Genomic DNA, 13,579 nt, shown 5'->3' on the forward strand with positions numbered 1-13,579 from the left:
AGGTCTGCGGCATGGGACGTCCTATTTCTGAGTTTGCGCCAACAGGTCCTTGGCGGCGGCGGTCACGTCGCTGACCGGCAGGTCCATCATGTGACAGAGCGCCTGCTGAAAGCCAGGGTCAACCGCGCGGATCTGCTCGAATGTCCGGGTCCCACGGACCACCCGGGTGTCGTGCCCCCAGGGGGCGTACATGCGCTCGTCCGAAGGGCCGAACAGGCCGACGGTGGGTATGCCCGCCGCCGCGGCCAGGTGCATCAGGCCGGAGTCATTGCCGATGAACAGCCGCGCGCGCTTCAGGCAAGCATAAACGGTGAGCAGGTCGACCTTGCCGGCCAGGTCCAGGGTGCGCTCGCGGGGCAGGACGTGGCGCAGGGCGGCCACCGCCTGGGCGTCGTCGGGCCCGCCCAGCAGCATCAGCCGCCCGCCCGCCATCGGGCCATGTCCGCCGACGAGTTGATTGGCGAGCTGGGCGAAACGTTCGGCCGGCCAGGTCTTGCCCACCCAGTTGGCGGCCGGGGCCAGGGCCAGGATCGGGCCGCGGCCGGCGGTCAGCTCGTCGGCATAGGCCTCGGTGGCCTGGGTGGTGAAGAGATAGGGCGGCGCCGGATCGTCCTCGATCTTCAGCAGTCGCGCGGCCTCGATCACCTTGTGGACCACCGGACCGGCGGTGCGCTTGAACACCGCGCGGCGGTCGCGCTTCAGGAGCTGGGAGATGGCCGAGCCACGCAGGTCGACGATCAGGCCCCACTTACGCCGCCGCACGCGGTTCCACAGGTCCAGCCAATGGCCGCCGCTCTTGGACTTCTCGAAGACGATAATCTCGTCCAGATGCGGCGTGTCGAGGAACAGGGGCGCGGCCGCCGGCCCGGCCACGATGGTGAAGCGGGCGTGCGGCACCTCCTCCACCAGCTTGCGGATCAGGCCGGACGACAGCACGGCGTCGCCGATGCGCGTCGCCGTGATGAAGAGAATCGGGAAGGACCCGTTGGCCATCGGGACTGTATACGGGCCCTGGCGCTGGCGCTCCACCTCGCGAGCCCCTAACTGCGACACCATGACGAAACCAATCTCCATCGCGCGCTTGAACAGCCGAGCCCTGATCGCGGTTGCGGGCGAGGATTGGCGAACCTTCCTGCAGGGTCTGATCACCCAGGATGTCGAAAGCTTGGCGCCGGGCGAACTTCGCTTCGGCGCCCTGCTCACCCCGCAGGGCCGGCTGATGTATGACATGTTCCTGGTCGGGCGGCAGGACGGCGCCTGGCTGGACGTCGAGGCCGCCGGCCGCGAGGCCTTGATCCTGCGGCTTTCCATGTACCGCCTGCGCGCCAAGGTGAAGATCGAGGCCGACGCGACGGAAGTCTTCGCGGCCTTTGGCGATAACCCCGGCGCCGGCTGGCTGGCCGATCCGCGGCTGGCGGCGCTGGGCTGGCGCGGCTACGGCGTCGAGGTCGAAGCCAACGCCGACGAGGCCGCCTATGAGGCCCACCGCCTGGCGCTGGGCGTCCCCGGCCCGGCCGACTGGGCCGGCGAGACCACCTATCCCATCGAGGCCAATTTCGATCTGCTGAACGGCATCGACTTCAAGAAGGGCTGTTTCGTCGGCCAGGAGACCACCTCGCGCATGAAGCGCCGGGGCCAGATCAAGAGCCGCATGCTGCCCCTGACCTTCGAGGGCGGCGCGCCCAATTCGGGCGCCGAGGTGCTGAACGGCGAGCTCCGCGCCGGTGAGGTGCTGTCGGGCGCCGAGGGCCGCGCCATGGCGCTGGTGCGCCTGGACCGCATCGGCGGCGAGCTGACGGCGGACGGGCGTCCGGTGCGGGCGGAAACGCCGTCATGGTTCTCCTAGGCCGCTAGCCCAGGAAGAACCCCCGCAAGGCCGCCAGCGTCTCGGCCGGCCGTTCTTCCGGGATGAAGTGGCCGCTGTCGATGGCGTGGCCCTGGACGTCGTGGGCCCATTCCCGCCAGACCTCGAGCACGTCGTACCAGGCGGCCAGCGCGCCTCGGGCGCCCCAGAGCACCTGGACCGGGGCGGCGATCTTGGTCTTCCCGCGATCGGCCTCGTCGGCGGCGACGTCGTAGGAGGCGCCGGCGCGATAGTCCTCGCACATGGCGTGGATCACCGCCGGATCGGCGGCGGCCTTGCGGTAATCGGCATAGGCGTCGTCGGCGAAGGGCGCCTTGCCCCCGCGCAGCATGCCGCCGAACAGGAAGGTGTCGGGGTCGTGGGCGATCAGGTTCTCGGGGAACGGCGCAGGCTGGGCAAGGAAACTCCAGTGCCAGTAGGCGAGCGCGAAGCGCTTGTCGGCGCGCTTCCAGACCTCGGCGGTGGGGATGATGTCGAGGATCGAGAGCTTCCGCACCGCCTGCGGATAGTCCAGCGCCAGGCGATAGCCGACCCGACCGCCACGGTCATGGCCGGCCAGGTCGAAGCGGGCGAAGCCGAAGTGCTCCATCAGGGCCACGGCGTCGCGGGCCATGGCGCGCTTGGAGTAGCTCTCGTGGCCTTCGTTGGCCGCGGGCTTGGAGCTCTCGCCGTAGCCGCGCAGGTCGGGCGCCACCACCGTGAAGTCCTTCGCCAGGTCGTCGGCGATCTTGCCCCACATCATGTGGGTCTCGGGATAGCCGTGCAGCAAAAGCAGGGGCGGACCCGAGCCGCCATGGCGTACGCGCAGGGTCGCCTCGCCCACATCCACCCGCGACAGTTGGAAGTTCTCGAACGCCATGCCCGCAGGCTCCGCTTGATAGGTCGGCCCGCCGCCGCCAAAACTGGCGGCCATGACCTCCGACCCGATTCGATGCGGCTGGCGCGGCATGGCCGGCGACCCGCTCTATGAGGCCTATCACGACACGGAATGGGGCGTGCCGGAATACGATTCCCGCGCGCTCTGGGAAAAGCTGGTGCTGGATGGGTTCCAGGCCGGGCTCGCCTGGATCACCATCTTGCGCAAACGCGAGGCCTTCCGCACCGCCTTCGCCGACTTCGATCCGGAGAAGGTGGCCCGGTTCGGCGAGGCCGACCGCGCCCGGCTGATGGCCGACGCCGGCATCGTCCGCTCCAACGGCAAGATCGACGCCGCCATCGCGGGCGCCCGGATCTATTGCGACATGCGCGACAAGGGCGAGGACTTCTCCCAGTTCCTGTGGAGCTTCACCAACGGACGGGTGATCCAGAACACATGGGAGCGAATCGACCAGGTTCCCGCCCAGACCCGGGTGGCCGAGGAGATGTCCAAGGCGCTGAAGGCCAAGGGCTACAAGTTCGTCGGCCCGGTGATCGTCTACGCCTTCATGCAGGCCACCGGCTTCGTCAACGACCACCTGACCTGCTGTCACCGGCATGCGCAGGTGCGGCGGATGAGCCCCTGATGCCCGACATGCTGCTGGAAATGGCCTGTCCCGGGCCGGTCTGCGGCGTCGACGAGGCCGGACGCGGACCGTGGGCCGGACCGGTCTCGGCCGGCGCCGTAATCCTGGATCCAGCGCGGGTGCCCGCGGGCCTGGACGATTCCAAGAAGCTCACCGCCAAGGCCCGCGAGGCCCTGGAGATCGAGATCAAGCAGCACGCCGTCGCCTGGGGCGTCGGCTTCGCCTCGGTCGAGGAGATCGCGCAGCTCAACATCCTGCACGCCGCGGGCCTAGCCATGTGTCGCGCCATCGAGGCGCTCAGCGTGACCCCGGCCTTCGCCCTGGTGGACGGCAACTACCGCTTCAAGCTGCCCTGCGAGGTGAAGACCGTGGTGAAGGGCGACGCCATCAGCTGCTCAATCGCCGCGGCCTCGATCCTGGCCAAGGTCGCCCGCGACCGGCTGATGGTGGAGATGGACGGCCTCTATCCCGGCTACGGCTTCGCCGGGCACAAGGGCTATCACGCCCAGGTCCATGTGGAGGCCCTGCGCGCGCTTGGCCCCTGCGAGATCCACCGCCGCGGCTGGGAGCCGGTGCGCCTGGCCCTGATCGAGCGCGGCGGCCTCGTCGATTGATCAAATGAATCAAGATTGACCGCGCCTCCCCGCCGCGGGATCGCGGAGGCATGAGCAACGATCTTGCACAATGCCTGCGCACCCAGGCCAAGGGATGCGACCTGCTGGGCTCCCCCTTCCACGCGGGCCTGCTCGCCTGCGCCGCCGACGACCTGGAGGGCGGTGGTCCCGCTTCAAAGCTCCTCGCGCCCTGGGCCGGGAACGACCTGCGCCAGCTCTTCGCCGACGCCGTGCCGCTTCGCCTGCTGGGCGCCCTGCACGACCTGGTGCTGAGCGGCGACAATCTCGCGCTCGCGGCGACCTATCCGAAGCCCGGGCGCGAGGCCGATCCCGACACCGCATGGATCGCCGTCCGCGCGGCGATGATCGCCCACGAGGCGCGGCTGACGGCCTTCATGGCCCATGAGCCCCAGACCAACGAGGTTCGCCGCTCGGTCTGCCTGGCGCCGGGCTTCCTGGAGATCGCGAAACAAACCGGCCTGCCGATCCGCGCCTTCGAGGTCGCCGCCAGCGCTGGGCTAAACCTGAACTGGGACCGCTACGCCTATCGGTTCGGCGAGACCGCCTGGGGCGATCCGGGAAGCCCTGTCGCCATGGACACCGAATGGAGCGGTCCAGCCCCCGCCGTGGACGCCAGGGTCGAGGTGATCGAGCGCGCCGCCTGCGACCGGCGGCCAGGCGACCTCTCCGATCCCATCCAGCGCCGCCGGCTGCTGGCCTATATCTGGCCCGACCAGTTCGAGCGGCTGGGCCGCATCGCCGCAGCCATCGACCTGGCGCTCAGGCTGGACGTGAAGGTCGAGAAGGCCGACGCCGTCGACTGGAGCGCCCGCGTCGCGTCGCCGCAGGCCGGCGCCGTGACCGTCCTCTACCACTCGGTGTTCTGGCAATACATGCCGCCCGAGAGCCAGGCCGCCCTGCGCCGGGTCATCGAGACCCACGGCGCCGCGGCGACGCCGGACGCGCCCTTCGCCTGGCTGCGCATGGAGCCGCCGCCTGCGAACCTGGCGGCCATGGAGGTGCGCCTCACCCTTTGGCCCGGCGGCGGCGAACGCGTGCTCGCCGAGGTCCACCCCCACGGCGCCTGGGTGCGTTGGTCGGGCTGACGCCGAACGATTTCCGTGCGTTAACCACGTTCGGAAACGGCCCCTTCACCACGATGATTCAGGATTCGGACTCCGGACATCGAGGTAAGATCATGGGCGTTTCCCCCGACACCATCATCCACGGCGACTGCATCGAGGAGCTGAAGAAGCTGCCGGCGAAGTCGGTCGACCTGGTGTTCGCCGATCCGCCCTACAACCTGCAGCTCGGCGGCGACCTGCTCCGGCCCGACAATTCCAAGGTCGACGCGGTCGACGACGCCTGGGACCAGTTCGCCAGCTTCGAGGCCTATGACACCTTCACCAAGGCCTGGCTGACCGAGTGCCGTCGGGTGCTGAAGGACGACGGCGCCCTGTGGGTGATCGGCAGCTATCACAACATCTTCCGGGTCGGAGCGACGCTGCAGGACCTGGGCTTCTGGCTGCTGAACGACATCGTCTGGCGCAAAGCCAACCCGATGCCGAACTTCAAGGGCACCCGCTTCACCAACGCCCACGAGACCCTGATCTGGGCCGCCAAGGGCCGCGGCTCGCGCCGCTACACCTTTAACTACGACGCCATGAAGATGGCCAATGACGACGTGCAGATGCGCTCGGACTGGACCTTCCCGCTGTGCACCGGCGAGGAGCGGCTGAAGGACGAGCACGGGGTCAAGGCCCACCCGACCCAGAAGCCCGAGGCCCTGCTGCACCGGGTGATCCTGGCCTCGACCAAGCCCGGTGACATCATCCTCGACCCGTTCTTCGGCACCGGCACCACCGGTGCGGCGGCCAAGCGCCTGGGCCGGCGCTATATCGGCCTGGAGCAGGACGAGAAGTACGTGAAGCTCGCCCGGGACCGGATCTCCAAGATCGTGCCCATGGCGCCTGGCGACCTCGAGGTCACCGGCTCCAAGAAATCCGAGCCCCGCGTGCCCTTCGGCCAGGTGCTGGAGGCGGGCCTGCTCAGCCCCGGCGACACCCTCTATTGCCCCAAAGGCGAACGCGTCGCCCGCGTCCGCGCCGACGGCAGCCTGGTGATCGGCGACCTCTCGGGCTCGATCCACAAGGTCGGCGCCATGGTGCAGTCGGCGCCGGCCTGCAACGGCTGGACCTACTGGCACTTCAAGTCGGACAAAGGCCTGGCCCCCATCGACGTGCTGCGCTCGAAGATCCGCTCGGCGATGCCGGCAGTTTAGGCGGTCTGCCCAAGAGGTCGACGCGGCCGTCGCAAATGATGAGGCCGCGCCTGGGCGCAAGGCCAATATCCGCCTTCGACGGGTAGCGGGCGTTCGTTGTCTATGACGTGATAAAGCGGCGCCATGTACCTTCGGTTTGTCACAGCCAAGCAAGACGAGCAGTCAGGCCGACGCCAAGGACTCTTCTATGCCTCGTACGAGCTTGAAGAGCGCAGCAATCTGGCTCCCGCCGACGTCGCGGGCTCGACGATATCCACGAATGGTTCGCCAAGAACATGTCTGAGCCGACGACCGCGAGCTTGTCGTCGCGGCCGCACCGCAAGGCGCAAGCGATTAGCTGGTTCAAAGAGAACGCTAGCGACCACATCTCGAAAATGAGAGTGCTCCAGGCTCTCCTTGAGCAGCACGGAATTTGGGGCGAGGTGCTGCGGACTGCGAGGCCAGGGTACGTCGTCTATGAGGACGATCACCAGGTTCTTGCCTATCCGTTCGCCGACACGCCGACCTAGCTGAAGGCGAAGGCCCTGCGCGCGCCCGCCTAGAGCAGGTTGCCCAACCCCGCCCGCGCGGCCTTGAGGAACACGCTCGGCAGAGCGTCGAGCCCCGAACGCGGGGTCCAGATCAGGCCCTCGGCGTCGCCCTCGGCGCGCAGCAGGCGCAGGGTCAGGGTGAAATGAGTGAATCCGTGCTCCACCTCGCCCATGGGCCGCCAGTCGGCGCCGACCGGGGCCGCGTGCAGGGCCTCCTCGTCGCTCCAGGCGAACCCGCGCCAGTCACTGGTCGGCAGGGCCAGCATGCCGCCCAGCAGGCCCTTGGGCGGGCGGCGGACCAGGGCCACCTCGTTCCCCCAGGTCAGGATGTAGGCGACGCCGTGCCGGTGAGGCCGCACGGCCCTGGCGGTCCGCCGCGGATAGGTCTCCGGCTCGCCGCCGGCCAGGCCCGCGCAGAACTCGGTCAACGGGCAGCGGTCGCACAGGGGGCCCTTGGGGCGGCAGACCGTGGCGCCCAGGTCCATCAGGGCCTGGGCCCAGTCGCCGGGGCGCTCGTCGCGGACCAGGGCCTCGGCCAGCCGCTTCAGCTCCGGCTTGGCGTCGGGCAGCGCGGTCTCGACGGCGAACAGGCGGGCCATCACCCGCTCCACATTGCCGTCGACCACGTTGGTCGGGCGGTCGAAGGCGATCGCCGCGACCGCCGCGGCCGTATAGGGCCCGAGCCCCGGCAGGGCGCGCAGCCCCTCCTCGGTGTCGGGGAACACCCCGCCATGGTCGCTCGCCACCGCGCGGGCGCAGGCCAGCAGGTTGCGGGCGCGGGCGTAGTAGCCAAGCCCCGCCCAGGCGGCCATCACCTCCCCGTCTTCCTCGGCGGCGAGGTCCGAGACGGTCGGCCACCGGGCGGTGAACTTCAGGAAATAGGGCGTGGCGTGCGGCACGGTGGTCTGCTGCAGCATCACCTCCGAGAGCCAGACGCGGTACGGATCGGCGCGCACGCCGGCACGTCCGTCGACCGGCCCGACGCGCCAGGCCAGGTCGCGGGCGTTGGCGTCGTACCAGGCGAGCAGGGCCGCGCGGAGGGCTTGCGGTGTCACCCCGCTTGGCTACCCGATCCTCGCCTCGCGGGGGAGCCTTGATGTAGGATCGTCCCGATGCCCCGCGAACTTCCCACCGCCGCCGAGGCCGCCGCCATCCTGGCGCGCAAGCGCACGCGGCCGCAGCGCCGGCCGCCGCCCGTGGCGGGCCGCAGCCTGAGCCGGCTGCTGAAGGAGCTGGACGGCAAGTTCGGCCAGGGCCCCGGCGCCCTGCAGGCCCGCTGGCGCGAGATCGTCGGCGCCGAGATCGCCCGGCGGACCGAGCCGGTGAAGCTGACCAAGCCGCGCACCGGCGGCCCGGCCACCCTGGAGATCCGCGTGGCCGGCGCCTCGGCGGCCCTGATCCAGCACCAGGCGCCGGAGATCGTGGCGCGGGTGAACCTGTTCCTCGGCGAGGCGGCGGTGAACAAGCTGCGCATCGTCCAGGGGCCCCTGCGCGCCACCGAAACCGCCAAGCCCGCCCGCCGCCGCTCGGCCCCGCTGGACGCCGCCGAAGAGGCCGAGCTGGCCGCCAGCCTGGCCGCCGCGCCCGAAGGCCCTTTGAAAGCCGCATTGCTCAGCTTGGGTCGCGGCGTGCTGCGTCGTCGCACCAGTTGACTTTGGACGCTTCCAAACGTTCCTGCCGGCGGGAATCGCGCTTTACTCAACCATTCGGAATTCCAGAGGGTCTCATGCCGAACTTCAACCGTCGTCTGCTCGTCGCCGCCGCGCTGGGAGCGCTGGCACTGGCGGGCTGCTCCAAGAGCGGCGGAGCCGTGGACAGCGCCGACATGACCATGGGCGACCCCAACGCCAAGGTGAAGATGATCGAGTACGCCTCGCTGACCTGCGTCCACTGCGGCCAGTTCAACAATGAGGTCTTCCCTGAGTTCAAGAAGAAGTACATCGACACCGGCAAGGTCCACTACACGTTCAAGGAATTCCTCACCGCCCCGGCCAATGTCGCGGCCGCCGGCTTCGTCACCGCCCGCTGCGCGGGCAAGGACAAGTACTTCGGCGTCGTGGATTCGATCTTCCATGCCCAGCAGGAGATGTTCACCTCCGGCGACATCCGCGGCACCCTGCTGCGGGTCGCCCAGTCGGCGGGCATGAGCGAGCAGCAGTTCAACGCCTGCGTCTCCGACGAGGCCGCGCTCAAGGCGGTCAACGCCCGCACCGAGAAGGCCGCCCGCGAGGACGGCATCACCGGCACCCCGGCCTTCGTGATCAACGGCAAGAAGATCAAGGAAGGCGAGATCTCCATGGCCGAGCTGGACGCCGCGGTTGCGGAGGCCTCGAAGTAATGAACGCGCCTTCCCGCCGCATCGCGATCGCCGCCGTCCTGGCCGCGATGGCGTTTGCGACGGGACCGGCCGTGGGGGCGCCCGCCGTCGGCGACATGAGCCTGGGCGACCCCAAGGCCAAGGTGAAGATGGTCGAGTACGCCTCGTTGAGCTGCGTCCACTGCGCGGCGTTCAACAACGAGGTCCTTCCGGCGTTCAAGAAGAAATACGTCGACACCGGCAAGGTCCACTACACCCTGCGCGAGGTGCTGACCGATCCGGCCCCGGTCGCCGCGGCCGGCTTCATGACCGCGCGCTGCGCCGGCAAGGCGAACTATTTCAAGGTGGTCGACGCCGCCTTCGGCGGCTTCGACGAGATGGCGCGGACGGGCGACGCGCGGGGCAACCTGCTGGCCGCGGCCAAGGCCGGCGGCATGACCGAGGAGCAGTTCGTCGCCTGCATCAGCGACGGGACCGCGCTCCAGGCCCTGCAGACGCGCACCGAGAAGGCCGCCCAGGAGGCGGGCATCAGCGGAACGCCCACCTTCTTCTTCAACGGCAAGAAGGTGTCGGATCACGCCATGACGGCCGCCGAGCTGGACGCCGCCGTGGCCGCCGCCGCCAAAGCCTCGAAATAGGGGGCGCCGTGCATTTCCAGCGCCTCCGCCTCTCCGGCTTCAAGTCCTTCGTCGACCCGACGGAGTTCCGGATCGAGCCTGGGGTCACGGGGATCGTCGGGCCCAACGGCTGCGGCAAGTCCAACCTGCTGGAAGCCCTGCGCTGGGTGATGGGCGCCAACTCCGCCAAGGCCATGCGGGCCGGCGGCATGGACGACGTGATCTTCGCCGGCTCCGGCGACCGCGCCTCGCGCAACCACGCCGAGGTGACCCTGACCATCGACAACGCCGACCGCAAGGCGCCGGCGGCCTTCAACGACACCCCGGTGCTTGAGGTGGTCCGCCGCATCGATCGCGGCGCGGGCTCCACCTACAAGATCAACGGCCGCGAGGTGCGCGCCCGCGACGTGCAGCTGCTGTTCGCCGACGCCTCGACGGGGTCGAACTCGCCGGCCCTGGTGCGCCAGGGCCAGATCTCCGAACTGATCGCCGCCAAGCCGCAGAACCGGCGGTTGATCCTCGAGGAGGCAGCGGGCGTCTCGGGCCTGCATTCCCGCCGCCACGAGGCCGAGCTGCGGCTGCGGGCGGCCGAGACCAATCTCTCGCGGCTGGACGACATCGCCGCCGAGCTGGAAAGCGCGCTCAACCGCCTGAAGCGCGAGGCCCGCCAGGCCGAGCGCTACAAGAAGCTGTCGGCCGAGATCCGCTCCCTACAGGGCGCGGTGCTCTTTTCGCGCTGGGCCGAGGCCAAGGGGGCCGCCGAACGCCTCGCCGCCGAGGCCGCCGACGCCATCCGCGCGGTGGAGGAGACGGCCCGCCAGGCCGCCTCGGCCACCACCGCCGCGGCCAAGGCCGAGGAGGCGATCGCCCCCCTGCGCGAGGCCGAGACCGTGGCCGCCGCCATCCTGCACCGGCTGGCCATCGACAAGGATCGGCTGGACCGTGAGGGCGAAGCGATCGCCGCGGAGATGGAGCGCCTGATCGGAGAGGTGGGCCGCATCGACGCCGACCGCGCCCGCGAGACCCAGATCGTGGAGGACGCCGACCTGGCGCTGAAGCGCATGGCCGACGACCTGCAGGCCCTGGAGACCGCCATCGCCGCGGCGCCGGACCGGTCGGCCGAACTTGAGGCCGGCGCCCGCGCCGCCGACAAGGCCCGCGTCGCCGCCGACGAGGCGGTGGAGGACCTGGCCGGACAGGCCGCCGCCGACGAGGCCCGCCGCCGCGCCGGCGCCGCGCGGGTCGACGAGGCGACCAATCGTGTCGCCCGCACGCGCCGGGCGCTGGACCAGGCGCGGACCGAACGCGAACAGCTCGGCCCCGCCGTCAATCCGCAGACCGCCCAGGCGCGCAGCGAGCTGGAACAGGCCGAGGCGGCCCTGGCCGCCGCACGCGCCGCGCTGGAAGCCGCCGAGGAGGAGCGTAGCAAGGCCGCCGCCGCCGAGAACCAGCTGCGCGAAGCCTCCCGCAAGCAGGACGAACAGCTCGGCCGCCTGACCGCCGAGGCCCGCGCCCTGGCGCAGATCGTGGCCCAGCAGCGCCGAGGCGGCTTCACCCCGGCCCTGGACGAGGTGGCCCCCGACCGCGGCTACGAGAAGGCCCTGGCCGCCGCGCTCGGCGACGACCTGGACGCGGCGCTGGATCCCAAGGCCCCGGCCTTCTGGGGCGGCCGCGACGCCGAGGGTCCGGCCTGGCCGACCGGGGCCAAGCCGCTCGCCCCCCTGGTCAAGGCGCCGGGCGTGCTGGCCGCGCGCCTGGCCTTCACCGCCCTGGTGGCGCGCGAAGACGGCGACCGGCTGCAGGGCCAGCTCGCGCCCGGCTGTCGCCTGGTCTCCCGCGAGGGCGACCTGTGGCGCTGGGACGGCTTCACCGCCCGCGCCGACGCCCCCAAGCCCGCCGCCGTGCGGATGGAGCAGAAGACCCGGCTGACCGAGGTCGAGGCCGAGATCGAGCTGCTGTCGCCCAAGGCCAAGGTGGCCAAGGACGCGCTGAGCGCCGCCACGGCCAGGGTCCGCGCCGCGGAGGAGGCCCTGCGCGCGGCCCGCCGCGACCCGCCCGCAGCCGAGCAGAAGGTCTCCGCGGCCCGGTCCGCGGTCGAGAAGCTGGACCGTGAGGCCGCCCGCCGCGAGGCGCACGCCCAGTCCCTCGACGATGTCATCGGCCGCTTCGGCGCCGAACTCGCCGACGCCGAATCCATCCTGCGGGTCGCGGTCGAGGAAGGCGCGGAGGACACCGCGGTCGGCGACCTGCCCGCCCGCCTCACCGCCGCCCGCCTCGCCGCCGGCCCGGCCCGCGAGGCCGCCGCCGCCGCCCGTTCGGCCCTGGAGATCGAGGTCCGCGAGCGCGACGGCCGCGCCCGCCGGCTGGAGCACCTGCGCCGCGATTCCGACGACTGGACCCGCCGTGGCCACGCCGCCGCCAAACGCCTGGAACACCTGGTTCAGGCCCGCGCCGGCGCCCAGGGCAAACTCGACGCGGCCCGCGACGCGCCCGCCACCCATCAGGCGCGGCTGGAGAAGCTGCTGGACGAACTGAGCCAGGCCGAGACGCGCCGCGCCCAGTCGTCCGACGCCCTGGCCCAGGCCGAGGGCGCCCGCGCCGAGGCCGACCGCGCGCTGCGCGCCTCCGACGCCGCATCGTCCCAGGCCCGCGAACTGCGCGCCTCGCTCGACGCTCGGCTGGAGGGCGCGGCCGAACGCCTGGCCGAGATCACCGGCCAGATCCGCGAGACCGCCCGCATCGAGCCCGAGCAACTCGGCCGCAAGCTGGCCGACGAGGCGGTGGCGATTCCCTCCGAGCCCGGCGGCATGGAGGCCCACCTCTACAATCTGGAGCGCCAGCGCGATTCCATCGGCCCGGTGAACCTGCGGGCCGAGGAAGAGGCCGTCGAACTCGCCGGACGCCTGGAAGTCATGCAGACCGAGCGCGCCGACCTAACGGGCGCCATCGCGCGCCTGCGCCAAGGCATCGACGAACTGAACGGCGAAGGCCGCGAGCGCCTGCTGGCCGCCTTCGAGGTGATCAACGAGCACTTCAAGGCGCTGTTCCAGGCCCTGTTCGAGGGCGGCCAGGCCGAGCTGCGCCTGGTGGAATCGGACGATCCCCTCGAGGCTGGCCTGGAGATCTACGCCTGCCCGCCCGGCAAGCGCATGGCCACCATGAGCCTGATGAGCGGCGGCGAGCAGGCCTTGACCGCCGCGGCCCTGATCTTCGCGGTGTTCCTGGCCCAGCCCGCGCCGATCTGCGTGCTGGACGAGGTGGACGCGCCGCTGGACGACGCCAATGTCGACCGCTTCTGCAATCTGCTGGACGAGATGCGCCGCCGGACCCAGACCCGGTTCATCGCCATCACCCACAATCCGGTGACGATGGCGCGCATGGATCGGCTGTTCGGCGTCACCATGGCCGAGCGCGGGGTTTCGCAATTGGTGTCGGTCGACCTGCGTCAGGCCGAGGCCATGGCGGCGCAATAGCGCACCCCGGCCTGCCGCGCGTTTGACACGCCTAAATGGTCATATAAATCAATCAGTTAATAACTGCCCTCGCAACCTTGACGCACTGCAACCGCGTCTATAGGTTCCGCGCGACCTAAAGCCCCCGCCGTGGCGGCGACGTCGCGGTCGAAAGGCCTCCCGACGTATGCCTAAGACGGACGAGACGAAATCCGGGACACCCAGTCTCGAGTCGCGTCTCGAAGCGGCCGAGTCGGCGTTGGCCCGCAAGGCCAGCGGCGAAACGCACCGGGCGATGGCGCAGGGTTACCGCTTCATCGGTGAAGTGGTGGGTGGGGTGCTCATGGGCGTCGGCCTCGGCTGGCTGCTCGATCGCTACGCCGGCACGTCCCCCTTTGGGAT

General features: G+C 70.6%; 13 protein-coding genes. 10 read left to right on the forward strand and 3 right to left on the reverse strand.

Features of this window, described 5'->3' with window-relative positions:
• Positions 1-21: 21 nt before the first annotated feature.
• Positions 22-993 (reverse strand): glycosyltransferase family 9 protein, encoded by a 972-nt coding sequence (locus tag Q8Q77_RS10105; protein WP_305583446.1) that lies wholly within the window; start codon positions 991-993, stop codon positions 22-24.
• 61 nt (positions 994-1,054) lie between these two features.
• Between Q8Q77_RS10105 and Q8Q77_RS10110 the strand changes: the two genes are divergently transcribed.
• Complete coding sequence (locus tag Q8Q77_RS10110) at positions 1,055-1,846, forward strand: folate-binding protein YgfZ (RefSeq protein ID WP_305583447.1); 792 nt, start codon at positions 1,055-1,057, stop codon at positions 1,844-1,846.
• Positions 1,847-1,850: 4 nt separating this feature from the next.
• On the opposite strand, the gene Q8Q77_RS10115 is transcribed toward Q8Q77_RS10110, so the two are convergent.
• The gene (locus Q8Q77_RS10115) at positions 1,851-2,777 is read right to left on the reverse strand and encodes an alpha/beta fold hydrolase (protein ID WP_305583448.1); all 927 of its coding nucleotides are present in this window, start codon (positions 2,775-2,777) and stop codon (positions 1,851-1,853) included.
• Here Q8Q77_RS10115 and Q8Q77_RS10120 point away from each other — a divergent pair.
• The 5 genes from Q8Q77_RS10120 (at position 2,776) to Q8Q77_RS10140 (ending at position 6,770) form a co-directional block, all read left to right on the forward strand.
• The gene (locus Q8Q77_RS10120) at positions 2,776-3,366 is read left to right on the forward strand and encodes a DNA-3-methyladenine glycosylase I (protein WP_305583449.1); all 591 of its coding nucleotides are present in this window, start codon (positions 2,776-2,778) and stop codon (positions 3,364-3,366) included. The two genes, Q8Q77_RS10115 and Q8Q77_RS10120, sit on opposite strands and share 2 nt — an antisense overlap.
• Positions 3,366-3,980 (forward strand): ribonuclease HII, encoded by a 615-nt coding sequence (locus tag Q8Q77_RS10125; protein ID WP_305583450.1) that lies wholly within the window; start codon positions 3,366-3,368, stop codon positions 3,978-3,980. Before Q8Q77_RS10120 ends, Q8Q77_RS10125 begins: the two co-directional genes overlap by 1 nt.
• Before the next feature lie 50 nt (positions 3,981-4,030).
• Positions 4,031-5,086, forward strand: a complete 1,056-nt coding sequence (locus Q8Q77_RS10130) for a DUF2332 domain-containing protein (RefSeq protein ID WP_305583451.1) — start codon at positions 4,031-4,033, stop codon at positions 5,084-5,086.
• 92 nt (positions 5,087-5,178) lie between these two features.
• Positions 5,179-6,261: a site-specific DNA-methyltransferase gene (locus Q8Q77_RS10135; protein ID WP_305583452.1), complete on the forward strand. Its 1,083-nt coding sequence runs from the start codon at positions 5,179-5,181 to the stop codon at positions 6,259-6,261.
• A 380-nt stretch (positions 6,262-6,641) separates the two neighbouring features.
• A complete protein-coding gene (locus Q8Q77_RS10140; RefSeq protein ID WP_305583453.1) occupies positions 6,642-6,770 on the forward strand; it encodes a hypothetical protein in 129 nt (42 codons plus the stop codon).
• 29 nt (positions 6,771-6,799) lie between these two features.
• On the opposite strand, the gene mutY is transcribed toward Q8Q77_RS10140, so the two are convergent.
• Positions 6,800-7,846 carry an A/G-specific adenine glycosylase gene (gene mutY / locus Q8Q77_RS10145; RefSeq protein ID WP_305583454.1) on the reverse strand — a complete coding sequence of 349 codons (1,047 nt, stop codon included), beginning with the start codon at positions 7,844-7,846 and terminating at the stop codon, positions 6,800-6,802.
• A 57-nt stretch (positions 7,847-7,903) separates the two neighbouring features.
• Here mutY and Q8Q77_RS10150 point away from each other — a divergent pair, with 57 nt between their 5' ends.
• The 4 genes from Q8Q77_RS10150 to Q8Q77_RS10165 all read left to right on the forward strand — a co-directional run bounded on the left by Q8Q77_RS10150 (position 7,904) and on the right by Q8Q77_RS10165 (position 13,198).
• Complete coding sequence (locus Q8Q77_RS10150; RefSeq protein WP_305583455.1) at positions 7,904-8,443, forward strand: DUF721 domain-containing protein; 540 nt, start codon at positions 7,904-7,906, stop codon at positions 8,441-8,443.
• Between the two features lie 74 nt (positions 8,444-8,517).
• Positions 8,518-9,129 (forward strand): DsbA family protein, encoded by a 612-nt coding sequence (locus Q8Q77_RS10155; RefSeq protein WP_305583456.1) that lies wholly within the window; start codon positions 8,518-8,520, stop codon positions 9,127-9,129.
• A complete protein-coding gene (locus Q8Q77_RS10160; RefSeq protein WP_305583457.1) occupies positions 9,129-9,746 on the forward strand; it encodes a thioredoxin domain-containing protein in 618 nt (205 codons plus the stop codon). Before Q8Q77_RS10155 ends, Q8Q77_RS10160 begins: the two co-directional genes overlap by 1 nt.
• Positions 9,747-9,754: 8 nt before the next feature.
• Positions 9,755-13,198 (forward strand): AAA family ATPase, encoded by a 3,444-nt coding sequence (locus Q8Q77_RS10165; protein ID WP_305583458.1) that lies wholly within the window; start codon positions 9,755-9,757, stop codon positions 13,196-13,198.
• Positions 13,199-13,579 lie beyond the last annotated feature (381 nt).

This window comes from Phenylobacterium sp. (genome assembly GCF_030698145.1).
Lineage (GTDB): Bacteria > Pseudomonadota > Alphaproteobacteria > Caulobacterales > Caulobacteraceae > Phenylobacterium.